Origin of the sequence: Nostoc sp. (assembly GCF_036917355.1) — a bacterium.
Lineage (GTDB): Bacteria > Cyanobacteriota > Cyanobacteriia > Cyanobacteriales > Nostocaceae > Nostoc.
Window position 1 is genome coordinate 87,272 of sequence record NZ_JBALDP010000009.1, and the last position, 25,811, is coordinate 113,082.

Sequence of the window (25,811 nt, forward strand, 5' to 3'; positions counted from 1 at the left end):
TAAATTAGAGTTAGTAATCTGCGCCTTTAGCCCTTGAAATTTTTAAATTTTTATACAGGGCGATAAATAGCTCACTACGAACAAAAGTTATATTTTACAAAATTCTAGACAATTCAAAGCCACTATAGCTATTTTTTGATTAAAAATCTTAATCTTAATCAAAAGATAGTTGATGTATTTAGCAATAAATTCGAGATAGATTCTAATACTTACTGTTCGGTTAAGACAAGAGACGCGATAAATCGCCGTCTCTACAATAATCAGTCTCTCATCTTGACGGCGATAAATCGCCTCTTTAGGGATCTAGAATTTTCATCAAAAACCTTAACCGAAACAGATTGAGATAGATTCTCGTTCTTAAAATATCAACTTGTAAAAACTTCTTTTTTTCATTACATTTAAAAAAAGGCTCATATCTCAAATAATTTACTAGCCTACATAGAAAAAATGAAGCAGAAAGTACATTCGGAATCTTCAGATTGTTGCAGCTGTGAACATGACCATCACGAGAATCATAACCATGTTCATAATCACAATCATGATGAGAATCATAACCATGACCACAATCACGAACACGGTGGAGAATTCAATCTCAAAAATGAGATATTGCCTTTGGTAGCAATTTTAAGTTTATATGCACCTGGTGTAATTTTTGAAAATCAATTACACAATACATTCTACTCAATTGGAGAATACCTGCTTTTCATTCCTGCTTATTTATTAAGTGGATGGAGTGTTTTAAAAACTGCTGGACGCAATATAGTCAGAGGTAGAGTATTTGATGAAACATTTTTAATGACGGTAGCAACATTAGGAGCGATCGCAATTCATAAATTACCCGAAGCTGTCGGAGTCATGTTATTTTATAAAATTGGAGAATTGTTCCAAGATATTGCCGTCAGTCGTTCTCGCAATTCGATCAAATCATTATTGGAAATCCGCCCAGATTATGCAAATATTCAAGTAGAGGGAGAACTCAAGAAAGTATCACCAGAAACAGTAAATATTGACGACATTATCGTTGTCAAGCCTGGAGAAAAGATTCCCTTAGATGGCGAAATTATAGATGGTAATTCGCAAGTTGATACATCTGCATTAACTGGAGAATCTGTACCACGAACGGTAAGAATTGGAGAAACAGTTTTTGCTGGAACGATCAATAAAATAGGTGCGCTCGTCATTAGAGTCACAAAACTATTTGATGAATCTTCCATTGCCAAGATTTTAGACTTGGTGCAAAATGCCAAAAGCAAAAAAGCAGCAACAGAAAAGTTTATTACTAAATTTGCCCGATATTATACACCAATCGTAGTTTTTACATCTCTAGCAGTTGCAATATTACCTCCTTTATTCATTTCGGGTGCAACTTCTTCCGAATGGGTTTATCGTGCGCTGATTTTACTAGTTATTTCCTGTCCGTGTGGACTCGTTATCAGTATTCCATTAGGTTACTTTGGAGGTGTGGGAGGTGCAGCTAAACGTGGCATTTTGGTTAAAGGCTCTACTTTTTTAGATACTTTAAATGCAGTTAATACAGTTGTTTTTGATAAAACTGGAACGTTAACTAAAGGAGTATTCAAAGTAGTAAAAATAGTCCCATTAAATGCCTGGAATGAACAAGAACTGCTGCTATTAGCCGCCAAAGTAGAATCGCACTCAAATCATCCCATCGCTCAATCGATCTGCAAGGCTTATGGTGGAAAAATTGATGAATTTGAGATTGGAGATTATAAAGAAATAGCAGGCTATGGAATTAGAGCCAAGATTGAAAATAGGGTAGTGATAGCAGGAAGCGATCGCCTATTACATAGAGAGAAAATTGCTCATGATAATTGCCAGTTAGAGGGAACAGTTATTCACCTAGCAGTGGATAATATTTACGCTGGATATATTGTGATTGCTGATGAACTCAAAGAAGATGCAAGACTTGCTATTCAAGCACTCAAGCGAATGGGTGTAGAGAGAACAGTAATGTTGACAGGAGATAACCAAGCGATCGCTTCCCGGATTGCTGAACAGCTTGGCATAGATACCTATGAAGCAGAGTTGTTACCTGAAGAAAAAGTTAATGCCATTGAGAAGTTACTCAGCACTGCTGGTAAGCATGGTAAAGTTGCCTTTGTTGGAGATGGCATTAATGATGCCCCAGTGATTGCTAGAGCAGATGTTGGTATGGCAATGGGTGGATTAGGCTCAGATGCAGCGATCGAAACTGCTGATATTGTAATCGTGACAGATGCACCATCTAAAGTGGCAGAAGCAATCCAAATCGCTAGAAAAACTCGCACAATTGTTTGGCAAAATATTGGGTTTGCGTTAGCAATTAAAGGTGTATTTATTGGATTGGGTATTTTCGGGATAGCGACAATGTGGGAAGCTGTATTTGCTGATGTCGGAGTAGCAATGTTGGCAATTTTAAACGCAACTAGAGCCATGAAATAAAATTTTGGGAAAATTGGGAATCTGTAATTGGGAAATTGTAGTAGTTAAACTATGAGTACTTCTCACCCATATTCTGCTACCCAATAGTAAAACCTATGAATTCATCAATCAAAGGGATTGCTACAGCTACTTTAGCTTTACTGCTAAACTATTCAGCAAACCCAGCCTTTGCACTACCCCAGAAAATCAATCATCCAGTTACTGTTGCTAAATCGCAACCATTAACAGACACCTTAATTGTTCCTGGGGAAAGAGTAGGGCCGATAACACGCAAAACCACCAAGCGAGATTTAGTCAAGCTGTTTGGTGCATCCCACCTCGTTGATAAAACTATCTCTGGTGCTGAAGGAATCGGTAGTTTTGCAGCTACTCAGGTAAATCTAAATCAGGGGCGATCGCTCTTGGTAGTTTGGAGTGATAATACTCGTACCAAACCCCTAGATGTGCGTAACCTGGGTTCAGCTTGGAAAACCCGCGAAGGTATTGGAGTGGGAACCCCTTTGAGCGAATTACGTAAAAAATTAGGTAATTTTAAACTTTATGGATTGGGTTGGGATTACGGTGGCACGATTTTGTTAGATAGTAGTAAATTATCCCGTTATCAAGGTAAAATCATTTTCCGAGTAGACGCTGCTCCCAATGCTTCTGAAAAGTTTCCCAATGACTACCAAGCAGTGTCAGGGGATGGTACTTTTTCCTCCAGCAATCCCCACTGGAAACCTTTAGGAATTAGGCTTACAGAAATTATCGTTGTATTGAATTCAAGTGAATAATAGTATGTTAAACATCAGTTTAGCTTTCTGAAAGTATTACAAAGAATGAAAAAAACTCACTGGGAAAACCGTATTAGAGAATGGAGTCAAAAACGAATAGAAATATTTCTTGAATATTATTATGAAGAAGATTTATCCCCAGAAATTCGCAAATCTGGCTACTTAGGTTATCCTGGTGCAACTGAGGAGGAAATAGTTGCTACTGAAGCTCGTTTAAATGTAACTTTTCCACCTTCTTACCGGGAGTTTCTGAAAGCTTCTAATGGGTTGCGTTCTATATCAGAATATGGTCTAGAGTTTTGTGGAACTGAAGATATTGTATGGTATGCTCCTGATCACCAAGATTGGGTAGATGAATTAATGGAAACTTGGTCTGAATCACCATTAACAGATGAAGAGTATTTTGTTTATGGCGATGAGCAATATGATGTCATATCCCGACCAGAGTATCTACAAACAGCATTGGAAATAAGCAGTGAAGATATGGGTATGATATTTTTACTGAATCCTCAGATTGTTGCAATAGATGGTGAATGGGAAGCTTGGTTTTGTAGTTTTTCAACTGCTTCATTTGGCGCACAGCGTTATCGCTCATTTGGTGAAATGATGGAGAAAATATTAAACGACCCAGAAATTCTTGGATAGATTGGAATATTCAAATTTATAGAATATCTCAATAATCGTAAAATGGTAAATAATTAAAATTACAGATATCTGATATTCAAGAACTAAAAACATCTGGGAACGATTAGTTATTAAGATTGATTTTCTCTCATATTTTCTAATAAACCAGTCAAAAAACGCCGATGATTATCATCTTGGCAGGTAGAAAGGGTTTCTGTAAGAGCAGCAATTGCAGCCGAATTTCCCACTCCAATTTCTGCTAACGTCTTAACAACGGCATCCCAATAATCAACACTTTTAAGTGTTGGTAGTAGTTCAATTAATGTGGTAATAGCATTATTATTACTAATACCTATTTTTTGGAGAGTTTCAGTTGCAAGGCGCCAAAAATAACGATCGTCACAAATACGCATTAAATAAATTAAAGCATCAACAGCCTCTGAACTAGTAATTGTCATTTTCCCGAAGGCTTTAGCTATAGCGCGGCGTTCTTCTAAATCCTGAACATTATAAGCTAAATTAATTAAAGTACGAAGAACAATCTGGTTATTGACACCAATCGTACTTAAACCTCTAATAACCGCAGGACGTATTAAAGTATGTGTTCTTGGAAGTACTTCAATTAAAACTGTAATTACATCTGGATTACCAATAGCAATCTTTTCTAAGCTGTAAACAATTGCTGATATAGCTATTTCATACTGAGGCAGATGTAATAGTTTAATTAATGCATTAATTGCGTCTAAATTTCCAACCTTAACATAACCTAAACTCTCCGCTAATATGAAAATCAACTCTTGGCTACGGTTGTTCTCTGCCAACCTAATTATAGTTTTATAATCAATTTTTGCGATAGTTTGAGCAATTAATCGCTGACCATGATGTTTTTGATAGTTTGTAATAGGCTCATAATTACCAGATAATAACATTTCTGTTAATTTATTAATTGCATCAGTATTTCCCACTGCAATTTGTTCTAAAATTGATAATGCTGTACAGCGAGTACGATATTCTTGTGCAGTCCTCGCAGTTTCAACTATGGCATTGATAGTATCTTGACTAGTATCCTCAATGCGTTTTAAGCTCTTAGCAGAAGTTTGGCGAACATAATCATAAGAACTATTGTGTATTAAATAAATCAAAGTTTGAATTGCATCCTGGCTACTTTTACCGATGTACCCCAAGGTATAAGCAATGGCTTCGCGAGTTACTTCATCAGAGCTGCTACGTGCTAGGTTAGCCAGAGTCGTAATTGCCTGTTCGTTACAAACAGCAATTTTCGCTAGGTTCTGTGCTATTACCCTACAGGTAGGTGGCTGAACAGTACTGAGTTGCTTAATTAGTGTTTGAATAACATCATTGTTATCAGTACCAATTTTGCCTAAGCTTTGAATTCCTACCCAGCGCGTAGGTTCATCTTGCGTGGTGTATACTAGGTTAATTAAGGCATTAATTACATCTGCATTACTAGCCCCCAAAAACCCCAAACGTTCAGCAACTTGTTTGAGAACTGAGTTATCCTGACTTGTGTCTAATTGTTTGATTAAAAAATTAATATTGTCTTGCTCTTGCTGGTTGCTCATTGGTTTTCATAAATATTACCTTGTAACCAATATTCTAAATCTGTGTAAATAATGGCATTTTTACAGTGCGATCGCAACAAAAACTAGACGCACTTCAGGCAGAATTTGATATCCGCAGCGAGAAGTTTAAGCAGATCAAGAAAGCTTTGGCTATTGAGGCTGGTACGGCAGTCAAGTTTCAATTAGAACAGCAACTTCTTGATGAAGAGACAAAACTGACACATCTTAACGATGAACTCGACTAACTTGAGTCTGCATTAAAATCATGAGACTTATGTAAATATACAGTTATTTAGTGCATATAAATCAGAATTTACTCACCTAGAAACAAGGAAAATAGATATATTCAGTTAATTAGTGTTTGTTTATACTATTTCAATTTTTTGTAGTGGTTATACTCATAACTTAGGTTCTACCTGGGAATTAGGAAGTGGCTTTGCCACTTCTTTTTATTTATCTACTAGTCCAGTAAAAAATTGATTAAAAGTTAAAAGTAATTTTGTTGAACTTTTAACCTTTATTAATTGTTATACTATTTCACAAAATATCTGCTAGACATACATTAGTAGAGACGTACATCTATACGCCCCTACAAACACTTCATTTCTTGCAAAGATTGTTGACAATAGTTATGATACCGTGTGCATTTAATTGGCCAAGCAGTCTGACGGAATTTTGGTCATATAGATATGATGTTAGTCATTGCTCATTGTATCTTGCCATCTCTCACGCCTGGGCTTGCTCTCCACATCGCGCGATCGCATTTCTTTCCAAGTCCCCCAAATTAGGGATTGCTGTTTTTCAACATGGTTAATAAACTGCATGATTGAGTGGTCTGCTTTGATGGGAGTTTTCAAATCAAACTGAATTGTTTGAAGAATCTTGATGTCACCCATGAGAAAGTACTTAGCTGTAATCTTAGTCAGCCATAGCACAACTCGATTGCATAACCAACCAAAAATTCCTTTACGTTTTTTAGTCATCAACAGAACTTGGCCTTCAGTTTTTCCCCCTTCGTGGAGGCGAACTGTAACCATCATGTGGACATGGAAGAAATCAGGGCCAAGTGTCACAATGCCAATGCTACCGTACCAATAGCAAATACTGTAAGTTATGACATTTTTGTAGAAAAGACGAATGAGCTTAATCAAAAAGAAATTGTCTTTGATGGGTGTAGTATTACTGAAGATAATCGCATTCTCGTTCAGTTCGTGTCTTTCAAAAATAATTTCTAGTGGCAATTTGTGAACTGTATTGAGGTGTTGAGCATCAATCGCATTAATCATCACCACATTGGGATGACAGTTCAGCAAAAAGTGGGAATGGATTGCTACATCACACTCTTTTTGTTCTAACTCTGGAACAAAAGGTAGAGGTTGTTGTGGTATTTCTCCAGTCCAAACCCAAATCATCCCATATTTTTCAGCAGTAGGCCAAGTTTGTAACTTTAGGGCAGGTGGTACATCTAAACATGGGATATCAATACACATACCCTCAGCATCAAACTTCCAGTGGTGGAAAAAACAACGTAGTGCATTACCCTCAACTTTGCCTTCAGCAAGGTGAGCGCCCATGTGTGGACAGTAGGCATCTAAGATAACTACTCTTTTATCTTTCCCACGGTAAATTACTAATTCTCTACCCAAAATCGTGACAGGTTTTACTTCACCCACCCGCAGATTTTGAGAGGGTATTACCCAATACCATCCCTCAATAAAACGCTCTGGATTATTGAAAATTTTAGGTTTACGGATTGAGCTAGAAGTCTGCGAGTTGAGATTCATTTTATGGTTTCACTTGAAGTGAAGCAGTTGATCTAGAAGTAACATGGAAACTTCAAAAAAACAGTTACTTTCAGTACCATGAGAAACAGCTACCCCATAAATGAATAAAAATCATCAGGTAAAATTTTGAATAAATATTATTAAAAATGTAAAAGTTATGCCAATTTTATATCAGCGAAATTCCAAAAACTAATTTATAATGTATATTTGAAAATTTACAACTTAGTAAAATCTCTAAGTAGATAAAAAGTTCCAATACTGATGCTCAGATTTGACTGAACTCTCAAACCACTTGAATTTAGTAAAATATGTAATAATAATTACGATACTTGGGAAAATCTACCATGTTAACTCAAGATAAAAAACTACTTTTAATTGGTCAGGTAACAGATTTAACTGGAATACCCATCAGGACAATTCGTTATTACGAGAGTTTAGGTTTAATCAATTCATTGAGACGAACCGAGGGAGGCTTTCGCCAGTTTTCATTGGATGTGCTAACTCGTTTAGCATTCATTAAAAGGGCACAAAATCTTGGTCTTAGCCTAGAAGAGATTGGTAATATTCTTCAGGTTTATGACCAAGGGCAAACTCCTTGTGGTGAAATCAAAGAAAAGCTTGAAGATAAAGTCTTGCAGATCGATCGTCAAATCGATCAGCTGTTAACTTTGCGCTCTGAAATCAAGGGATTACTTTCAGGCTGGAAGAATATCAGCGACCATCATGAGGAGACAATTTGTCCGATTATTCAAAACACCTCTCAGGGCTGACACTAATCAGGAATCACGACTTTTATAGAGAAGAAACCACCACAACTCTAGTCCAATTAAGGCTAAACCTGCGATCGCAACACCAACTTTCAAGCCCAAAGGTTGCTCAATGCGTTGAAATTGGCTAGTTTGATCTGGTGAGTGGGCTGGCATTTCTGCTAATGTTACACCTGATGCTCCAGCGAGCAGCACTAAGGCTGTAAGGCTTCCCCAAAGCGTTTTTTGACTGAACATTTCCTAAATTATCCTGCAATTATGAGCTAATTTTTGGTTGAAAGTTACGCAATCTGAGGGCATTGCTAACAACAGACAGCGAAGAAAGAGCCATCGCCGCCCCGGCGATAATTGGATTGAGTAACCAACCAAAGATGGGAAACAAAATTCCCGCCGCAATAGGAACACCAATGACGTTGTAAATAAAGGCAAAAAAGAGATTTTGCCTGATATTGTTAATGGTGGCGCGGCTGAGTTGAATTGCTGTGACAATTCCTTGCAAATCTCCAGAAATTAGCGTAATATCGCTAGCTGCGATTGCTACATCTGTTCCCGTCCCAATAGCAATTCCTACATCAGCTTGTGCTAAGGCTGGCGCATCATTAATGCCATCACCTACCATTGCGACAATTGAGTGCTGAGTTTTGAGTGAGAATTTATCAGAATTCTCTCCCCTTACTCCTCTGCTCCTCTGCTTCCCTGCACCTCTGCCCCTCTGCTCCCCTTGCAAAGATTGGATAATCGCCGCTTTTTGATCTGGACGCACTTCAGCAAAGATTCGCCCAATGCCAACTTGTAGAGCGATCGCATCAGCAGTTTTACGATTATCTCCGGTAAGCATTACTACTTCTAAACCTAACTTCTGCAAGGCTTTCACCACTGCTGCTGACGAAGGTTTTAGGGCATCAGCAATACCCATTATTCCTTGTAGTTCGCCATCTACAGCAATAAAAATAACTGTTTTACCAGCCGCTTCCCATGTATCTTTGCACTGCTGGAGACTCATGGTGTTAATTCCAAGTTCTGTTAACCAGCGTTGTGTACCAATTTGCACAAGCTGATTTAAAACAACTGCTTGGACACCACTACCTGCATTAGCTACGAAGTTCTTTGCATCTATTAAACTCACTTCTTGAGACTGGGCGTATTTCACCACCGCTTCAGCTAAAGGATGTTCAGAATTTCGTTCCACCGTTGCTGCTAACTGTAAAAGCTGGAGTTCATTACCGTTAGCTGTGCCGTTGACAGTTACAAAGTCTGTAACTGTAGGTTTCCCTTGAGTCAAAGTGCCGGTTTTATCTAAAACGATAGTTTGAATTTTGTGCGCTAGTTCTAAGCTATCCGCACCCTTAATTAAGATGCCATTTTCCGCACCTTTGCCTGTCCCTACCATTACAGAAGTGGGCGTAGCTAAACCCAAAGCACAGGGACAAGCGATAATCAGTACACCCACCGTTGTCATTGTTGCTAGGGTGAGGTTGCCCGTGAAATTAAACCAAATGATGAAAGTGGCGATCGCAATGGCAATCACAGCTGGTACAAACCATCCTGTGACTCGATCTGCCAAGCGCTGAATGGGTGCTTTAGAACCTTGTGCTTGTTGCACTAATTTGACGATTTGAGCCAAAAATGTATCATTTCCGATTCGTGTCACCCGAAACTGAAATGCACCCGCACCGTTAATCGTCGCCCCAATCACCTCATCTCCTGGCTGCTTTTTGACTGGCAAACTTTCACCCGTCACCATCGCTTCATCTACTGTCGAAGCGCCTGTAATCACTTCGCCATCTACCGGAATCTTTTCACCAGGACGCACTAAAATCACATCGTTGATTCTGACTTCAGCGATGGGAACATCAATTTCTTTACCATCACGGATAACTCTGGCGTCTCTAGCTTGCAGTCCGATGAGTTTGCGGATAGCTTCAGAAGTTTCTCCCCTAGCGCGATTTTCTAACAACCGCCCCAGCAAAATTAAGGTAATGACAATGGCGGCAACTTCGTAATAAATATGAGGAATCAAGCCCTGAGCAATAAAAAATTTTGGGAAAACGGTGACAAATAAAGAATATAGATACGCTGCACTTGTGCCCAAAGCAATCAGCGTGTCCATCGTCGCCGTATGGCGCTTGAGGGATTTCCAGCCATTACGGTAAAAAGATCCACCACACCAGAACACGACAGGGGTTGTCAGTACTAACTGCACCCAAGAATTTTGCAGGAAGCTTGGAATTAAGGGTAAGTTCAGCCCAGTCATCATGGGGAACGACCCCAAAAATAGGAAAATGCTGATTACACCTCCTACCGCTACCTTGAGAGAGAGTTGGCGTTGTAAGGCTTGCCTACTCGCTTTCTCTGCATCATCTTCTTCAGAGAGCAATTCTTCCTGGAGTGAGTCAGAAGAGTATCCGGCAGCTGCGATCGCAGTTTGAATTTTCTCTAAACTTGCTAGAGAGCGATCGTATTTGATCGTAGCTTGCTCTGCTCCAAAATTAACGTTGCAGTCAATTACCCCAGGAACAGAGCGAATTGCCTTTTCGATATTGTTGGCGCAAGCGGCACAACTCATGCCTCGAAGTTTGAGTGTGAGAGTATCCATAACTAGATGAACCCCTGTGATTGGTGTGAGAGAAGCGAAAAAGAGGCAGGAGGTAGGTGTAGGTTATTATCTGTTGTTCTCAACTCCATCTAATTCCAAGCCACCAAATCATACATTTTGGTAGGGGATTGAAACCACAAGCTCGCTCCGATCGCGGCAGGAGGCTCCAGAGCATTATTCCTTCTGCCTCCTGGTTGTTGAGCGTAGTCGAAACGACTGCCTCTTGCCTTTCTTGCTAAAAATTAAGCAACTGGATAACCAGCAGCAGCTAATGCTTCCTTAATTGCTGTTTCTGATGCTTGAGTTTCTACATTGACAAGCTTGGTTGTTGGATCGGCCTGAATGCTAGCATTAGCATCGACTGCCTGAAGTGCTTGGGTGATTTTGCTTGCACAAACAGAACAAGACATGCTGGGAACTGTGAGTTGGAGAGTCATAGATTTACGGGATAAAATAAACAACTGAGCCAGACCAAGCTGGATGATTGAGACGTATCCCTCACACATCAGAAATTTCTGGTTGAGAGTCGCCTTGAATTCATCCTAGACTCTCTAGCCGGCTGGAGAGTCTAGAGATTTTTAAAAGTTTTTCGCTAAACTTCAAATTTCTTTACAACTTTGGTTTGACTGAGTAACTGTTGCCCATCAAAAATACAACGTACTACAAAACACTTGTCATCCAAAGTTTCTTAGTTATATGAGCTAAAAGTAGCAATATGGCAATGGCTGATAGCAAATTTGTCAGTTTTATCGCTGGTTGCTTCCCTTCTATACCCCTGGTTGATAAATTTTTGTTATCAGTGAGTGATATCAGCAGCTAGTACCGCAAGGCGGAATTAAAAATTAAAAATGAATAGGCCTAAGCGTCTCATTGATTTGGAATGTGTGCTTTATTTACGCTGTGTTGTAATACTTACTTAAACACGAATAAATACCTGTGGAAGATGTCAGAATTATTGACAGGAATGTTGAAGAATGCGGATAAATAAAATTGCTAATTTTTGAATTGAATCAATCGTTTACTGATGGTTTTTGTGCTTTTACTGTTGCTGAAAGGATAAAGTTAGTTGTTGACAGTTGAGAAATCTTACTGGAGTTGCTTGAATTTATTATTTGCCGATAGCAATAACTCTTGAGCTTTTAAATAAACAGTTGTACCTTTTTCTACCTTTTCTAATTGGTTAATAATGCTGTGTAACTGACTAATTACACGATTGCGATTCAAATTTTTGGGGTCAGTGGGAATTGAAGCCATTAAGCTTTCTATTTCTCGTTGTGCCATGAAGAAAGCCTGTACAGAAACAGACTCAGCTTGTCGTCTTACTTTGACTTGACCCAAATTAGTCTCATAAGTTGCTAATAACTTTTGTGCTTCCACATAACCTACCACATCTGACGAAGAAATCTGTTTTAACCGATTAATGGCTTCTGACCATAAATTTTCTATTTGTTCCCATTCGGTGACTGTGTGCGGTGGATTTTGACCAGCTTTTGCAGCTTGCCAAGAAAATTGTTGCGCTGCGGTAATTAAAGCACTGACGCGTTCATTTCCTGCTGCTAATCCCACAACTTCTTTAAAATCACGCTTGTAGGCATCTAGTTGATTTTGAGCAGTTTTTCCGGCTAAGGTTTGTCCGGGAATCTCTTCTAACTTATCCAGTGCTGAACGCCAAGCTGCGATCGCCGACTTTTTATCGGTTACTGTTGTAGCTTGTTGATATTGCTGTTTTGCGTTCAATAATGCTTGACTATTATCAGTGAGTAAGGTTTGAGCGTTTTTTTCCTGAAAAACCTTGGCTTCTAGTTGCCCTACTTGACGACGCGCTGCATTCAGACCGTAAACGCTGAACCGCCAATCGTACCACCAATATTTGTATTCCGGCCAATCGTTAACTAACCCAACTGGCAAGTTATCCAAATGTGTTTTTGTCTGTTGTAGTTGCTGTTCACCCAACGCTAAATCTGCTGCACTAGTGGGTTTTTTAATCAAGTATTCAGCTTGCTCAATTGATGCCAACGCCTGCCGATAGTGCTGTTCCATGTTCATGTAACTGGGTAGCAGTAAAAAAGGCGCATTTTGCACCACAGTCCGGCGAATTATTGGGTAAGGCAGATTCGCCAGCCAAACCATACCTGCGGGAATACCGATAAGTATTGCTATCCATATCAACTTAGTACCTATACCTTTGTTGGCTTTTCTAGGTCTTTTTTGATGGGATATACTGCTAACCTGCCCCTGTAATACTATTTCCTGCTCTAATTCAGCTAGAGTTTTTGGTTGCGATGGTTTTGCTGGTTGCTTCAGCCCTATAGGTTGTTGGCTGATTACAGATGGATTTATCCCAGAAACATTTTGAGAGTTATTACGAGAAAATTTTTTAGTAATTTTATGTAAAAAGGTCATATATAGATTCAGTGCTTAGTTTAGTATTCCCCAACTAAACTCGAAATAAAAACAATACGTGGCTTTTTACAAAAGCTCCAAGGGTGCGATCGCTTTTTATAGTACTTATATACTATAAAAAGGGGGTATCCACAGTTCATATTGATGTGCAGGTTGAGGCAGAAATGGTGGATGCTGTGGCGCGATTGAGTCCGGTGTTGACGTTTAGCTAAATAAAAAGCCCCTGGTCAACACCAGGGGTTATCCATCTTTATTCCCTCATCTAGAATGGCATCTGTGAAGGTATTGTAAATCCGTATTAATGCGATAAATGCATATTAGTGATGATTATTTTGCAATTAGCGAGTTAGATCGGAATTTACTCAGTGGGATGGATGAGAGCAATGTCTACGACGGTCACTGAGCGCAGCCGAAGTGCGGGCTGCGCCTAAGCTTTTTTGCAATTTCCATTCAAAACATGGGATTGTGTTCATTATCCCAACACTTGCGATCGCTCCAATTTCTGCCAGTATGTTCGCATTCAGATGCATTATCTATCCAAGGAATCGATGTAGAGTGGTACGAGTTTCCAATGGAAGCAAATAAGCTAGCACTGAATAAGGGTAATAATAAGGATAAAATTATTAATGTACAAATCGGTAGAGTGATTAAATATCCAGTAAGCAGTACAATGTTGCTATGAGTCAAAATAAGTGTACCTATTTTCTTGTTTTTTTGACGAGTTTTTAAGCTGGTTCTTGAATTCGAGAAATGCATAATGCAACCCTATTAATACCAGTTTATATAACAATCAAATTTGATTTTTCCAAGCCAAGCTAACTAAGATCAAGCCCGATCGGGTTTTGCTCTCAGTCTATTTAGCAAAAATTAAATATGAGTCTTATATAAGTATGGATTTTTACGTAAGAACATTATTCAGGCTATACACTCTGATGTCAAAGGTACAAGTAACGACTTCTTATAAATTTTAATTTTTGAGCGCGAAAAAATATTTTACGTGAAAATATCTTGAAGTTTTGCCACTCCCTTTTGTGTAAATACCGACAAATTTAAGTTACAGTCTTCTTTTGTCGATGCAGCAAAAATACTGATATAAAAATTTGGTTAGTAAAATTTTGCGTAATGCTGGCAGTATAGAAGTAGCGTTAATATTTTCTTATGCCTAGAGACAATAAATCCAAAGCTTTACAAAGGGCTACAAAGGCTTTTCGCTTCGCAACCTTAAGTATATGCGGGCATTTGCCGAAGCTTATCCAGATGAGCAATTAGTGCAACAAGTTGTTGCACTAATTGCCTGGGGTCATGACAAAAAAACTGAGTTCTCACCAGAAGAAATAGGAAACGAAGTTGCAAAAATTCGGAGCGAAATAAATGCTAATACAACTAAAGATTCTGATTTAATTTAGAGTGTATTCTAATGCAGAGAAAAATATCTTCAATCTGCTGTCAGCGCGAGACGCAAAGAAGCAGAGAGTATTTGATAACTTCTCTGTATCCCTGCGTCTTCCATAAACAACTACTACCAAATTCGATTTCCATTTTCATCAAGTCGTGCCTGCCGAATTACGTCAGAGATTTCTTCAGCATCTTTAACGTGATGGAGTGCCTTCTTTTCGCCGTTGGGTTCATCCACAACAAAGTAAGTCGGGACTGTGATTGTGTCGCCTGTAATATCTGGTACATGATCGACAGCTGCTTGTTTAGCCTTCTCTTCAACTGATTGAGGCTTATCAGAAATTCTATCTCCCGGATTCGCGGTTAGGTTTCTTTCGTTCACATCTGGCTTTTCACGAGAATCCCGATCTTCGCTTACTGGTTGATTAATTTGATTTTCTTGATTTTTATCACTCATGGCGCTTTCAGTTATTAAAATATGGAACTCGACTAACAACAGCTTAAAAAATCCAAGGCATAAAGAGTTCTTTCTCTGGGGAGAGTTTGAGAATATATTTTGAAGAGATTTTGTCAGGAACATATCTTAGGTTATAGCCTAGCTCTGAGGTTTATAAATAACCTCCTACTCCAGAAATAAATAATAATTAAAAATTACAGTTCAGGCGCAACTCTTAAAAAAAGCCAATTTTATGAAACTGAACCCACAGCAAACACAAATGTAGATTAATTTTAATGCGATCGCACCGTAGTATATTAGTAGACCTTTGTGGGTAAATTGAATCATTATGGAACATTCTTCTACTAATGGCAAAATTCCAACGAAGATAAAAACGCGCCGGGATTTTTTAACCTATATGCTAGGTACTACAGTTGCATCAGTAGCTATCGGATATCTTTTTCCCAAAGTCAGCCAAAGTCGTGAGATAGACCTAGAAACCCTTTGCTCGCTTTATCCAAAGAATTCACGCTGTCAAAATTATCTTCCAGGATCGGTGGCACTGGCTGAAGACGGCAAGCAAATTGAAGCTAATGCACTATTAGCAACCGCAAAGCCAGGAATTCCGATTCTCGTAAAAGGCTTGCCAGATCGTAGCGTTGATTATCTGATTATTCAAGACGGGCCACAGATTGCTGAGTACGCTATCAGTCCAATCTGCACCCATTTAGGATGTACAGTCGAGTGGGATCTTGAGAAAAATCACTTTATTTGTCCTTGTCATGGATCTCAATACGATTCTCAGGGTCGAGTTGTTCGTGGCCCAGCTAAACGTTCTTTACCACTAATCACCGTAGTAGTCAAGCAAAATCAAATTCGTTTAGTCGATCGCAAACCTGCTGTAGATCCTCGTTAACCTACCATTAACAAATCAAATTTAATTTTACAATACCACCACACTTTTTCAGCAAATTTATGAATTATAAAAGACTAACAAAAATTACCGCATGATTTAAATTTGTCGGGTAAGCTGACAACAGCAGTTTCATTCTCAAACCAATGACCACAAGTAGTCCCAAAATTTTAGCTCTGGACTTTGATGGAGTGATTTGCGACGGATTAATTGAATATTTTGAGGTAGCATGGCGTACCTACTGTGAAATTTGGTCTTCTGCTAACGACACACCGCCAGATGATTTAGCTTTGAGATTCTATCGACTAAGACCTGTTATTGAAACCGGTTGGGAAATGCCCATTTTAATTAAAGCCTTGATAGATGGAATTTCTGACGATAAAATTCTTCATGAATGGGTGAGTATTACCCCACAAATTTTGTTAAATGATAAGCTCCAAGCAAGAGAAATTGGTGCAAAACTAGATAATCAGCGAGATGAATGGATTACCACTGATTTAGGTGGTTGGCTGAGTCTGCATAGATTTTATCCGGCTGTAGTAGAAAAAATAAAATTAACTATTGACAGTGGAGTTAAGCTATACATTGTAACAACTAAAGAAGGGCGTTTTGTACAGCAGTTGTTGCAACAAGAAGGAGTAAATTTACCACCAGAATCAATCTTTGGAAAAGAAGTTAAGCGTCCCAAATATGAAATTTTGCGAGAATTAATTCAGTCATCAGAAGACAAATCTGTTAGTCTCTGGTTTGTAGAAGATAGACTCAAGACATTACAATTAGTCCAACAGCAAGCAGACCTTGAAGATGTAAAACTTTTTCTTGCGGACTGGGGCTATAATACTCAAGCAGAAAGGGAATCTGCTCAAAACGATCCGCGAATTCAGTTGTTATCACTTTCTCAGTTTGCCAAAGATTTCTCAGCTTGGCTTTAATATATTAAATATCTAGTGAAAAAGAGACGTAGCACTGCTACGTCTCTAGAAGGATTCTGAGTAACGGATATTTAATTTGTAGACGTATATATATAAATCAAACCATGTGTTTTATAAATTTAGGTGAAATAATAACTCACAAGTATTCACTCTTCACTTCGCACTTACTTTTATGCTTGACCTAACAAAACTGGCGCGACAAATGCAGGGTTTAAGCCAGCATCTTACCTTAGAAGCTGCTGCCAGTCGTCAGCGTTTAGAACTGGCACAACAACATTTAAAAAATGCTTACGAGTGTCAACAAGATTTAATCGATCGCCAAGAAAAATGGCGCGATCGCATTCTCTTTGCTAATGCTACCCCAATTGAACCGCTAGAAACCTGCATCGATATCCCAGTTCCCCCAAAAATTCATACTGTCATCGCTACCGATGGTTCCCAAATTGCCCCCAACCATCACGAAATTGCTTACTGTTATCTTTTAAATATTGGCAGAGTCGTCTTGCACTACGGACAAAATCGCCATCCATTACTCGATAGTTTGCCAGAAGTATTTTACCGCCCAGAAGATTTATATATGTCTCGGCAGTGGGGAATTAGAACCGAGGAATGGATGAGTTTTCGCCGCACTGCTTCCGAAACAACGGTGTTAGCAGAACTTGCGTGTAATGCAGCCCAAGCGGAAACGCCAGCGCTAGCGATGGTAGATGGTTCGCTAATTTACTGGTTTTTAGAACAATTGCCGATGGATGCACGCGATCGCATTTTACCCCCCATCCTAGAAGCTTGGCAGCAAATGCGTGATGCTCGAATTCCTTTAATGGGCTATCTTAGCGCCTCTCGCAGCATCGAAACAATGAACTTTTTACGGTTATTAGCTTGTCCTCATCCAGCCCCAGACTGTAAAAGTCATTGCCCAAATCAGCTAGAAAAAGTACCTTGTAAAATTTTTGAACAGTTGCGAGATACTTCTGTTTGGGCAAGCCGACTCAAACCAGGACAACGCAGTACCTTATGGCGCAGCAATTCTCCCATTCTCGAACTTTATGGCGATCAAACAATTTACTTTTGCTACGTCCACGTTGGCACCGAAATCGCCCGGATCGAAGTTCCGGCATGGGTAGCGGAGAATGCAACCATGTTAGACCAAGCATTGGGACTGATGTTAGCACAAGTGCAAAAAGGATATGGTTATCCTGTAGCGATCGCTGAAGCCCATAACCAAGCAGTAGTAAAAGGTGGCGATCGGGCGCGTTTCTTTGCTCTTCTCGAACAACAAATGATTAAAGCTGGTTTGAAAAATGTGGGAACTTCTTACAAAGAAGCCAGAAAGCGCGGGAGTATTGCTTAAAATAATTCGTAATTGAATTCTTAGCTACTTAAGGACAATTACAGATAAAAATTCTGATTAATTCAGTTTACGTAACACTTCTTATCTTAAATTTAAAATATAAATGTTTACTTTACAGCTTTTTAGGGAAACCTGTATTTAGTAGAGAACTAAGTCAACAGCTAGCTAGCTGACTCAGTAAAAACTAGTAGATACTTATTGGCTTTACTATCAAGCTCATTACGTTTTTCTTCGGAAGTAGCCTGATATTAGGCGAGTCTCTAGATTGGAACATCCTATTGCAATGGTTATTAAATTTTAACAATAAACGTATTAACTTTTCTCCAAAAATATTCATACCTAAAAAAAGCTGATGAAACTAGTTAAATCTGAGTACAAAAAATCCGAAGAAAAATACTCTCGATTTTTCTCACTTTCTATAGATTTATTGTGTATTGCTAACTTTGATGGTTATTTTAAGTATTTAAATCCAGTATGGACAAAAACACTAGGTTGGTCAATTCGTGAACTTGTTGCTAAACCTTTCATCGAATTTATTCACCCTGAAGATCGTGAATTAACTATTGCAGCAGCCCAAAAAATTACACAATCTGTAGATGCAGTCAGCTTTGAAAACCGCTATCTTTGTCGGGATGGTTCTTATAAATGGCTGTCATGGAATGCGACTAGTTTCAGTGAAGAAAAATTAATTTATGCAGTAGCTCGTGACATCACTGCTAATAAACAGAATGAGATAGCACTAAAAAATTCTATCCAAGAATTAGAGGCTTTTAGATTTGCTTTAAATGCCCATTCACTAGTAGCTATTACTGATAGAACTGGAAGAATAACTTATGTCAATGACCTATTTTGTGAAGTTTCTAAATATTCTTCAGAAGAACTTCTAGGACAAGATCATCGAATTATCAATTCTGGCCACCACACAAAAGAATTTTTTGCAAACTTATGGAAAACTATTGCCCAAGGGAAAATCTGGAAAGGAGAAATTCAAAATAAAGCTAAGGATGGCACTTTTTATTGGGTGGATACTTTGATCGCCCCAATGTTGGGACAAGATGGAAAACCTTATCAATATGTATCGATTCGTACAGATATTACACAGCGTAAGCTTTCAGAGTTAGCTTTATTGGAGCGATCGCGCTTGTCAGTTTTGAGTGCAGAAGTCAGTTTAGCCTTATCTCAAAGTGGCACACTTCCAGAAATTTTGCAAAATTGTACAAATACTATTTCCCAATACCTTGATATCGGCTTTGTTTGTATCTGGACATTTGAACGACAGACAAACCAGCTACAATTGCAAGCTGGCGTTCATTGCACAGATATTACTTGTAGTACTTTGAGCGATACTCAAGATTTTCCAGAACATATCGCTTTAGTCAATAATATTATTGGCTTAATGATTCAAAACCATCAAGCTATTTTTAACCAAGAACTGTCAATTAATCATTCAAGAAAACTTGTAAATTCTACATTTTCAATTTCTCGATTTTCTGCTTATCCCCTAATAGTAGAGCAGCAAATAATCGGTATAATGGCTTTATTTAGCAAGCAATTATTTACCGAACCAACTCATAACCTCTTAAATTGGATTGCTAATAATATTGCTGTGGCTATTGACCGAATCTGGGCGCGAGAAGAACTCCTCAGTCGTCGGGAAGCCTTGTTACTGCGTCTAGCTAGTCAAATCCGCAGTTCTCTTGACCTAGATATGATCCTAGAAACTGCTGTGAACGAAATTCGCAGCTTATTACAAATTGACCGTTGCTACTTTCTTTCTTATTTACCGCATCCATCCCAAGCAAGCCTAACTATTACCTATGAAGCACGAAACCCTAACTTGGCAAGTATGTTAGGCAGTATTCCACTGCAAAAAAGCACTTTTTTGACTCAAAATCTTCTCTCTCAAGAGCTAATTTGTATAGAAAATATTAATAATAAATCACAACTTGATTATGATATGCAAGAACTTTTAACTGAGTTTGGGATCACATCTCAACTAATGCTACCAGTTAAAAGCAATTCTGGAGAGATTGGAGCAATTGTGTGCAGTCATTGTAGTGGCGATCGCATTTGGAATAACAGTGAAATTAGCCTGTTAAAAGCTGTTTGCGATCAAATAGCGATCGCTATCGACCATGCACAACTTTATATCCAAAGTCGCACTGCTACTTTAGAAGCTCAAACTCAAGCTGAAAAACTCACCGAAACCTTGCATAAATTGCAACAAACTCAATCTCAACTGATCCAAAATGAAAAAATGTCTAGCTTAGGACAATTAGTCGCTGGAGTTGCTCATGAAATCAACAATCCAGTTAATTTTATTCATGGTAATTTAACCTACGCTAACGAATACTTTCAAGAGATGTTAACTCTCTTGCACCTTTATCAGCAACATTATCCCCAACCGGAAGTAGAAATTGAAGATTTCGCTAAAAAAATTGATTTAGAATTTCTTACTAGTGACCTTTCTCAACTCCTATCCTCGATGAATATGGGTACTAATCGTATCCGTGAAATTGTTTTAGGATTGAGAAATTTTTCTCGCCATGATGAAGCAGATAAAAAATTAGTTGACATTCATGAAGGAATTGAAAATACGTTATTAATTTTGCATCACCGCTGGAAAAATAATGGTATTGGCTTAGATATATCTATAGTTAAAGAATATGGTGATTTACCTCTAGTTGATTGTTATGCTGGGCAGCTGAATCAAGTATTTATGAATATTTTAACTAATGCGATCGATGCCTTAGAAGAGTCAATGGTTAAGATAAAAACAAATTATAAACCGCAAATTGTAATTCGTACTGAAATTTTAGAGAGTAAATTTGTTGTCATCCGAATTGCTGACAATGGATTAGGAATGGTAGAAGATATTAAAAAGCGGTTATTCGATCCATTTTTCACCACGAAACAGGTAGGTAAGGGAACAGGTTTAGGACTATCAATTAGCTACCAAATTATAGTAGAAAAACATGGTGGAATTTTGAATTGTCTATCAGAACCAGGAAAAGGCACAGAATTCTGGATTCAAATTCCAATTTAAAATGACTCTACCAGAACATCCCAAAATTGAAATAATCAATAAATATGGTGAGTTACCTCTGTTATAGTGTTATGCAGGGCAGTTAGATCAAGTGTTTATGAACGTGATTAACAATGCGATCGCTGCTCTTGATATGTGCAATCTTCAACGTTCTCTGCAAGAAATTCAGAGCAATCCTACTAAGATTATAATTAGTACTAAGCTGATTAGTGATAACCGAGTAGTAGTGAGAATTGTAGATAAAGGGTCAGGTATGATCCAAGAGTTGAAAAATAAACTGTTTGATCCATTCTTTACCGCTAAACCTGTGGGTCAGGGAATAGGGTTAGGCTTATCGATTAGCTATCAGATTGTGGTGGAGAAACACTCTGGAGTACTGCGGTATAAATCAGAACTAGGCAAAGGAATCGAGTTGAAATTCCTTTGCATCAGGTGGGGAAATCGGTAAGCCACAACGGATTAAAATTGCTTACTGATTTGCAAGAGTCAAAAGTATAGAGAAATTATTGACTAAAAACTATGCAAAATTTAAGTACATCCAACGCTACTATCGGACTGAGTTTAGAACTTTTTCATGTCCAAACCAACACTGCTTTTGAGTTACCACCAAATACTGCGGTGTTTCATATCGGTAAACCCAATGACCAAATTCCACCGGATATTGATGTTTCCAACTTGCCAGATGCAGATGTAGTGTCTCGCATCCATGCACAGATTAAAATCTACACAAATAATTACTTTATTGAAGATTTAGGAAGTTCTAATGGGACATTTGTTAACAACACTAAATTAGAACCTAGAACACCCTGCCAAATCAATTTAGGAGATAAAATAGACCTTGGTCAAGGAGAAAAAGCCACGTTTATATTTCAAGATAAAATACAACATCAACAAAATCTTCTTCCTCTTGCAAGTTCCACAAAAATGCAGGCTCAAATTGCTGTTAACAATACACAACCTTCAGTCAAAAAGACAAGCAAGTATATAGGCTTGGCTTTGATGATTGCAGGGATCATCATTTTAACTGCAAATATTCGTGTTGGTATATTTTTTGGTATTCCTGGTTTATTACTATGTATTTCCGGTATTTTCGTACTTTGTCAGCAGCGAATAAACCCTAACTTAGGATGGATTTTGATAGCGCTAGGCATTGTAGTCATAGCTTTTACTGGTAATGTATTTGCGTCAGTTAATCTTTTAGTTGTTGTGGGATCATCTGTGTCATTTTTCGTAGGATATCAACTTTTGAATACTGGAAAAATCTTAAATTATGATTTGCGATCGCTCCACAAATTAATTAAAAAATAACTATTCCACTTCTCTGCGAATGGCATGATTCATCGAGTTTATTTGTGATGCGTGAAACGATGGCGGCATTGAGCTATGAATTATATGGTCAAGTCCATCATGCATTACATCCGTTGGTAGTGCAGAATGATCGAGTCCTAATGTATGTCCAATTTCATGGGCTATGGTGTTGGCAATTAAGTTAGACAATTGATTAACATGAAGACTAGCATTGTAAGAAGCATAAAATACTTGGTCTATGCGGATAATAGCACGATTTGTAACCATTCCTAATTTAAAAGTAGCTACTCCTAGATAGTCAACTGGTTGGTTATCAGCAAATACATAGACATGAGTAAAATTGTCCCCCCATTCTTTCGGTTCAGGCGGCTCTGATGTCAAAAATACTTCAACACTTCTAAATGCACCGTAGAGTTTAGAAAAGGCATCACTGAGAATACTGTTGATTAATTCTCTATTTTCCTCTTCAATATCCATTCCCGAAACGTCTATCCAGATGCAACGGCGAAACTCGCTATTTCTCTCTATGAGAATTCTTCCACAGGAAGGGCAAAACTCCCACTGAGACTGAATGTGTGAACTACATCCCTGACAACGGAGTTTAGGGGGTCTAGTCAAGTCTATGCGTTCCCAAATTGGGACTTTGAGCTTGCGATTGGGTTTAGTTAAATTCAGGCGATCGTAGAGAGACATTAATTTTTATTGTAATAGATTCTTCGTTTTAGCCAATTTTACCCAATTGGGATATTCAATCATCAGTAAATCATAAAGTTCTTGATCTGCTATATTTTCTGGGTCTTCTAAACTGAAAAAATCTGAATTATCAAGATAGCGATCGCTTATTTCGTCAAGTTTTTCTAAAAATGTAAAATCACTTGCTTTTGCTTTAGCTAGCCAACCTAAAACACCTTTACCTTTTGCATCCTTACGTGACTTGCCTATCGCCATAAATTGCCAAAAAATAGGCTCATAAGAAGACTCTTTAAGATACTGTTCTGTTTGTGACTCGTCAGAGGTTGCTCCATCCGTAACAAACATGATATAAACTGGAGTAGTACTTTTTTGACTAGCTTTTTTAGATATTGGAAAATAGAATCTTCTAATCATATCTATAGCTTTACCATAGTAAGTACCACCTTCTAGTGGATACTCTTTCAATATATTTGGAATAAAAGTTTTAAAATTTTCAAGAGTCATTTCACCTGCATTATAGGCTTTAGCTCCAAATAAAAATATATCAATCGAAGCGTTGTCATCAAAACGACATCCTAAAGCCAGAATTTTTTCAGCAAATCGCTGAATTTTACCCAAGGTATAGAGCGCACTCATTGAGCCAGAGATATCAAGGCAAAGCACAACCTTAGCCTTATGATTCGTCAAATTTGCTTTTTGAAGTGATATATCTGCTTTTTTAACAAGATTGAAAATATGTGGTGCTTCTCGCTCAAGCTTTTTATCTAAAGATATATTTAGTTTAGTTTTAGAGTTTTCTTGCACACTTTCTACTTTTGTAGATTCTTCCTGTTTAGTTTTGGAAATATATTTATCTACAAAACTTTTTAGTCCAGAACTATAGCCTTCTCCTACCGCTTGAAATCTCCATTCATTCTCTTTTTTATACAAGCGTCCAAATTCCAAAGCTGTCTCTTGAGAAAAAGCCTCTCTTAAGTTGTACCGAGCCAGAGAATTTTTGCTTTCGTGATTGTAAATCTTGATAAAGGCATTTTTGATTTGGCTAAAGTTTTGATTTTTTTCTTGCCCCTCATGAATAGTGACAACAAAAACTATCTCCTGAATAGCTGGATTGACTTTTGCTAAATCAACATAAATTGTTTCATCATCTCCATTACCTTCCCCAGTTCTATTATCTCCTGAATGTTTTAAAGATCCATCAAATGAGTGAAGGTTATTGTAAAAGACAAAATATTTATCATTGGGTATTTTACCATCTGCACCTAACATAAACACAGAAGCATCAATATCATAGCTTTGCCCAGCTTGATTTACTTGCCAACCCAAGCCAATAGCTACTTTCGTTAAATTGGGAGATTCTTTAGAAAGATTAAACCTGCCACCTTTGCTTAACTCAATTTCCATTTTATACACATCCTATCAATTAAAATTCGTTCACTTTTTATACAAAAAAAGAGGGTAACAACAATGAATACCCTCCTTGGATTAACTTTTTAGATATATACTAAGCAGCGTATCGGTCTACAAAACTTTGCAGCCCTGATTTATAACCAGCACCGACAGCTTGGAATCTCCAGTCTCCATCTTTTCGATAAAGTTTACCAAACTCAATTGCAGTTTCTGCGGAAGCATCTTCATCTAATTCATACTTAGCAATTTGTTTTTCTGTAGCATTGTCATAAATTCTGATAAACGAGTTTCTGACTTGCCCAAAGTTTTGCTTTCTTTGCTCTGCTTCATGAATAGTAACGACAAAAACTATTTCTTGAACTGAAGCATCCACTTTAGTTAAATCAATTTGAATCGTTTCATCATCCCCTACACCCTCTCCAGTTCTGCTATCTCCCTCGTGTTTTACAGAACCATCAGGTGATTGTGAATTATTGTAAAATACAAAATATTTTTCATTAGGAATTTTTCCGTTACTACCTAACATAAATATAGAAGCATCTAAATCAAAAGCTGAACCTGTATCTGTAACATTGATATCCCATCCTAAACCAATTCCAGCATTTTTTAAGCTTGGTGCTTCTTTTGAAAGATTGATTCTTTCACCTTTACTGAGGTTGATTGACATAATTATTACCTATTTTTGAAAATGAATTTGATTCTGAATTGCTATGGATTTGAATAACTTAAGATGTACTTAAGCATAAACTTTCACAAGTCCTTCTAAACCATTAACGTTAATGCCGTTGCCAATAGCTGCCAATTTCCACTCATTATTATGATTGTAAATTTCAGCCATAACCATTCCGGTCATTCCTTTATATTCAGAACCAGATAGATGATACTTAGCGAGTTCTTGATTATTAGATGTATTAACTAGGCGTACAAAGGCATTTTTTACCTGTGCAAATTCTTGCTTCCGAGTAATACAATCATAAATATTAACTGTAAAAACCAATTTTACAATTTCTTTTGGTAGTCGAGCTAAATCTACAAGAACCTGCTCGTCATCACCTTCTCCCGCACCTGTGAGATTGTCACCCAGATGGGTAATAGCTCCTGATTTATGGGATAGATTACCAAAGTAAACAAGATTGCCTATATCTGTTATTTTGCCATTTTGATCTAAACAGATTACAGAGGCATCTAAATCAAAGTCTGGAGCATTATTAAAAGCGCCAAAAAAACCGCCACCGGAACGTTTTGCTAGATCCCAGCCCAGTCCGCACATCAGTTTTGTTAGCCCAGGAGCTTCTTTAGAAAGTGATATGCGTTGTCCTTTTTGTAAGTTAATTCCCATGTAAGTTATTTCAAAG

The 25,811-nt window shown here is 37.9% G+C and carries 24 protein-coding genes; 13 read left to right on the forward strand and 11 right to left on the reverse strand.

The window, feature by feature from the left end:
- Window positions 1–447 precede the first annotated feature (447 nt).
- The 3 genes from V7K53_RS02400 (at window position 448) to V7K53_RS02410 (ending at window position 3,860) form a co-directional block, all read left to right on the forward strand.
- On the forward strand, window positions 448–2,442 hold the full coding sequence (locus V7K53_RS02400; protein WP_335196060.1) for a heavy metal translocating P-type ATPase: 1,995 nt from the start codon (window positions 448–450) through the stop codon (window positions 2,440–2,442).
- A gap of 95 nt (window positions 2,443–2,537) precedes the next feature.
- Window positions 2,538–3,215 carry a hypothetical protein gene (locus tag V7K53_RS02405; protein WP_335196061.1) on the forward strand — a complete coding sequence of 226 codons (678 nt, stop codon included), beginning with the start codon at window positions 2,538–2,540 and terminating at the stop codon, window positions 3,213–3,215.
- A gap of 45 nt (window positions 3,216–3,260) precedes the next feature.
- Window positions 3,261–3,860 (forward strand): SMI1/KNR4 family protein, encoded by a 600-nt coding sequence (locus tag V7K53_RS02410; RefSeq protein ID WP_335196062.1) that lies wholly within the window; start codon window positions 3,261–3,263, stop codon window positions 3,858–3,860.
- A gap of 110 nt (window positions 3,861–3,970) precedes the next feature.
- On the opposite strand, the gene V7K53_RS02415 is transcribed toward V7K53_RS02410, so the two are convergent.
- A complete protein-coding gene (locus tag V7K53_RS02415; RefSeq protein WP_335196063.1) occupies window positions 3,971–5,422 on the reverse strand; it encodes a HEAT repeat domain-containing protein in 1,452 nt (483 codons plus the stop codon).
- Between the two features lie 65 nt (window positions 5,423–5,487).
- Here V7K53_RS02415 and V7K53_RS02420 point away from each other — a divergent pair, with 65 nt between their 5' ends.
- On the forward strand, window positions 5,488–5,667 hold the full coding sequence (locus tag V7K53_RS02420) for a hypothetical protein (protein WP_335196064.1): 180 nt from the start codon (window positions 5,488–5,490) through the stop codon (window positions 5,665–5,667).
- Between the two features lie 450 nt (window positions 5,668–6,117).
- Here the strand turns inward: V7K53_RS02420 and V7K53_RS02425 are convergent, their stop codons facing one another.
- Window positions 6,118–7,206, reverse strand: coding sequence for an aromatic ring-hydroxylating dioxygenase subunit alpha (locus V7K53_RS02425; protein ID WP_335196065.1), 1,089 nt, complete (start codon window positions 7,204–7,206; stop codon window positions 6,118–6,120).
- A gap of 344 nt (window positions 7,207–7,550) precedes the next feature.
- Between V7K53_RS02425 and V7K53_RS02430 the strand changes: the two genes are divergently transcribed.
- Window positions 7,551–7,976, forward strand: coding sequence for a heavy metal-responsive transcriptional regulator (locus tag V7K53_RS02430; protein ID WP_335196066.1), 426 nt, complete (start codon window positions 7,551–7,553; stop codon window positions 7,974–7,976).
- A 6-nt stretch (window positions 7,977–7,982) separates the two neighbouring features.
- Here the strand turns inward: V7K53_RS02430 and V7K53_RS02435 are convergent, their stop codons facing one another.
- The 4 genes from V7K53_RS02435 to V7K53_RS02450 all read right to left on the reverse strand — a co-directional run bounded on the left by V7K53_RS02435 (window position 7,983) and on the right by V7K53_RS02450 (window position 12,972).
- On the reverse strand, window positions 7,983–8,210 hold the full coding sequence (locus V7K53_RS02435; RefSeq protein WP_335196067.1) for a hypothetical protein: 228 nt from the start codon (window positions 8,208–8,210) through the stop codon (window positions 7,983–7,985).
- 19 nt (window positions 8,211–8,229) lie between these two features.
- Window positions 8,230–10,569 carry a heavy metal translocating P-type ATPase gene (locus V7K53_RS02440; protein WP_335196068.1) on the reverse strand — a complete coding sequence of 780 codons (2,340 nt, stop codon included), beginning with the start codon at window positions 10,567–10,569 and terminating at the stop codon, window positions 8,230–8,232.
- Window positions 10,570–10,811: 242 nt separating this feature from the next.
- A complete protein-coding gene (locus V7K53_RS02445; RefSeq protein WP_335196069.1) occupies window positions 10,812–11,006 on the reverse strand; it encodes a heavy-metal-associated domain-containing protein in 195 nt (64 codons plus the stop codon).
- A gap of 649 nt (window positions 11,007–11,655) precedes the next feature.
- Entirely contained in the window at window positions 11,656–12,972 is a 1,317-nt protein-coding gene (locus V7K53_RS02450; protein WP_335196070.1) for a hypothetical protein, read from the reverse strand.
- A 457-nt stretch (window positions 12,973–13,429) separates the two neighbouring features.
- Here V7K53_RS02450 and V7K53_RS02455 point away from each other — a divergent pair, with 457 nt between their 5' ends.
- Complete coding sequence (locus tag V7K53_RS02455; RefSeq protein WP_334842210.1) at window positions 13,430–13,654, forward strand: hypothetical protein; 225 nt, start codon at window positions 13,430–13,432, stop codon at window positions 13,652–13,654.
- A gap of 493 nt (window positions 13,655–14,147) precedes the next feature.
- On the forward strand, window positions 14,148–14,378 hold the full coding sequence (locus V7K53_RS02460; RefSeq protein WP_335196142.1) for a DUF1016 N-terminal domain-containing protein: 231 nt from the start codon (window positions 14,148–14,150) through the stop codon (window positions 14,376–14,378).
- Between the two features lie 113 nt (window positions 14,379–14,491).
- Here the strand turns inward: V7K53_RS02460 and V7K53_RS02465 are convergent, their stop codons facing one another.
- On the reverse strand, window positions 14,492–14,824 hold the full coding sequence (locus V7K53_RS02465) for a hypothetical protein (protein WP_094349767.1): 333 nt from the start codon (window positions 14,822–14,824) through the stop codon (window positions 14,492–14,494).
- A 328-nt stretch (window positions 14,825–15,152) separates the two neighbouring features.
- On the opposite strand from V7K53_RS02465, the gene V7K53_RS02470 reads away from it, so the two are divergent.
- The 6 genes from V7K53_RS02470 to V7K53_RS02495 all read left to right on the forward strand — a co-directional run bounded on the left by V7K53_RS02470 (window position 15,153) and on the right by V7K53_RS02495 (window position 22,353).
- A complete protein-coding gene (locus V7K53_RS02470) occupies window positions 15,153–15,719 on the forward strand; it encodes a Rieske 2Fe-2S domain-containing protein (protein ID WP_335196071.1) in 567 nt (188 codons plus the stop codon).
- Window positions 15,720–15,862: 143 nt separating this feature from the next.
- A complete protein-coding gene (locus tag V7K53_RS02475; RefSeq protein ID WP_335196072.1) occupies window positions 15,863–16,648 on the forward strand; it encodes an HAD family hydrolase in 786 nt (261 codons plus the stop codon).
- 172 nt (window positions 16,649–16,820) lie between these two features.
- Window positions 16,821–17,999: a DNA double-strand break repair nuclease NurA gene (locus V7K53_RS02480; protein WP_335196073.1), complete on the forward strand. Its 1,179-nt coding sequence runs from the start codon at window positions 16,821–16,823 to the stop codon at window positions 17,997–17,999.
- Between the two features lie 352 nt (window positions 18,000–18,351).
- Window positions 18,352–21,045, forward strand: a complete 2,694-nt coding sequence (locus tag V7K53_RS02485) for a PAS domain S-box protein (protein ID WP_335196074.1) — start codon at window positions 18,352–18,354, stop codon at window positions 21,043–21,045.
- Window positions 21,046–21,142: 97 nt separating this feature from the next.
- The gene (locus V7K53_RS02490) at window positions 21,143–21,493 is read left to right on the forward strand and encodes a sensor histidine kinase (protein WP_335196075.1); all 351 of its coding nucleotides are present in this window, start codon (window positions 21,143–21,145) and stop codon (window positions 21,491–21,493) included.
- A gap of 71 nt (window positions 21,494–21,564) precedes the next feature.
- On the forward strand, window positions 21,565–22,353 hold the full coding sequence (locus tag V7K53_RS02495) for an FHA domain-containing protein (protein ID WP_335196076.1): 789 nt from the start codon (window positions 21,565–21,567) through the stop codon (window positions 22,351–22,353).
- Here the strand turns inward: V7K53_RS02495 and V7K53_RS02500 are convergent, their stop codons facing one another.
- The 4 genes from V7K53_RS02500 to V7K53_RS02515 all read right to left on the reverse strand — a co-directional run bounded on the left by V7K53_RS02500 (window position 22,354) and on the right by V7K53_RS02515 (window position 25,795).
- A complete protein-coding gene (locus tag V7K53_RS02500; protein ID WP_335196077.1) occupies window positions 22,354–23,046 on the reverse strand; it encodes a zinc-dependent metalloprotease family protein in 693 nt (230 codons plus the stop codon).
- Window positions 23,047–23,052: 6 nt separating this feature from the next.
- Complete coding sequence (locus V7K53_RS02505) at window positions 23,053–24,450, reverse strand: TerD family protein (RefSeq protein ID WP_335196078.1); 1,398 nt, start codon at window positions 24,448–24,450, stop codon at window positions 23,053–23,055.
- Window positions 24,451–24,550: 100 nt separating this feature from the next.
- Window positions 24,551–25,123, reverse strand: a complete 573-nt coding sequence (locus V7K53_RS02510; RefSeq protein ID WP_335196079.1) for a TerD family protein — start codon at window positions 25,121–25,123, stop codon at window positions 24,551–24,553.
- A gap of 69 nt (window positions 25,124–25,192) precedes the next feature.
- Window positions 25,193–25,795: a TerD family protein gene (locus tag V7K53_RS02515; protein ID WP_335196080.1), complete on the reverse strand. Its 603-nt coding sequence runs from the start codon at window positions 25,793–25,795 to the stop codon at window positions 25,193–25,195.
- Window positions 25,796–25,811: the final 16 nt, after the last annotated feature.

Bases quoted from the DNA above. Each gene is read 5' to 3' on its own strand.
- V7K53_RS02400 (WP_335196060.1), top strand. From the start codon at position 448: ATGAAGCAGAAAGTACATTCGGAATCTTCAGATTGTTGCAGCTGTGAA.
- V7K53_RS02405 (WP_335196061.1), top strand. From the start codon at position 2,538: ATGAATTCATCAATCAAAGGGATTGCTACAGCTACTTTAGCTTTACTG.
- V7K53_RS02410 (WP_335196062.1), top strand. From the start codon at position 3,261: ATGAAAAAAACTCACTGGGAAAACCGTATTAGAGAATGGAGTCAAAAA.
- V7K53_RS02415 (WP_335196063.1), bottom strand. From the start codon at position 5,422: ATGAGCAACCAGCAAGAGCAAGACAATATTAATTTTTTAATCAAACAA.
- V7K53_RS02425 (WP_335196065.1), bottom strand. From the start codon at position 7,206: ATGAATCTCAACTCGCAGACTTCTAGCTCAATCCGTAAACCTAAAATT.
- V7K53_RS02430 (WP_335196066.1), top strand. From the start codon at position 7,551: ATGTTAACTCAAGATAAAAAACTACTTTTAATTGGTCAGGTAACAGAT.
- V7K53_RS02435 (WP_335196067.1), bottom strand. From the start codon at position 8,210: ATGTTCAGTCAAAAAACGCTTTGGGGAAGCCTTACAGCCTTAGTGCTG.
- V7K53_RS02440 (WP_335196068.1), bottom strand. From the start codon at position 10,569: ATGGATACTCTCACACTCAAACTTCGAGGCATGAGTTGTGCCGCTTGC.
- V7K53_RS02445 (WP_335196069.1), bottom strand. From the start codon at position 11,006: ATGACTCTCCAACTCACAGTTCCCAGCATGTCTTGTTCTGTTTGTGCA.
- V7K53_RS02450 (WP_335196070.1), bottom strand. From the start codon at position 12,972: ATGACCTTTTTACATAAAATTACTAAAAAATTTTCTCGTAATAACTCT.
- V7K53_RS02455 (WP_334842210.1), top strand. From the start codon at position 13,430: ATGGGATTGTGTTCATTATCCCAACACTTGCGATCGCTCCAATTTCTG.
- V7K53_RS02465 (WP_094349767.1), bottom strand. From the start codon at position 14,824: ATGAGTGATAAAAATCAAGAAAATCAAATTAATCAACCAGTAAGCGAA.
- V7K53_RS02470 (WP_335196071.1), top strand. From the start codon at position 15,153: ATGGAACATTCTTCTACTAATGGCAAAATTCCAACGAAGATAAAAACG.
- V7K53_RS02475 (WP_335196072.1), top strand. From the start codon at position 15,863: ATGACCACAAGTAGTCCCAAAATTTTAGCTCTGGACTTTGATGGAGTG.
- V7K53_RS02480 (WP_335196073.1), top strand. From the start codon at position 16,821: ATGCTTGACCTAACAAAACTGGCGCGACAAATGCAGGGTTTAAGCCAG.
- V7K53_RS02485 (WP_335196074.1), top strand. From the start codon at position 18,352: ATGAAACTAGTTAAATCTGAGTACAAAAAATCCGAAGAAAAATACTCT.
- V7K53_RS02490 (WP_335196075.1), top strand. From the start codon at position 21,143: ATGAACGTGATTAACAATGCGATCGCTGCTCTTGATATGTGCAATCTT.
- V7K53_RS02495 (WP_335196076.1), top strand. From the start codon at position 21,565: ATGCAAAATTTAAGTACATCCAACGCTACTATCGGACTGAGTTTAGAA.
- V7K53_RS02500 (WP_335196077.1), bottom strand. From the start codon at position 23,046: ATGTCTCTCTACGATCGCCTGAATTTAACTAAACCCAATCGCAAGCTC.
- V7K53_RS02505 (WP_335196078.1), bottom strand. From the start codon at position 24,450: ATGGAAATTGAGTTAAGCAAAGGTGGCAGGTTTAATCTTTCTAAAGAA.
- V7K53_RS02510 (WP_335196079.1), bottom strand. From the start codon at position 25,123: ATGTCAATCAACCTCAGTAAAGGTGAAAGAATCAATCTTTCAAAAGAA.
- V7K53_RS02515 (WP_335196080.1), bottom strand. From the start codon at position 25,795: ATGGGAATTAACTTACAAAAAGGACAACGCATATCACTTTCTAAAGAA.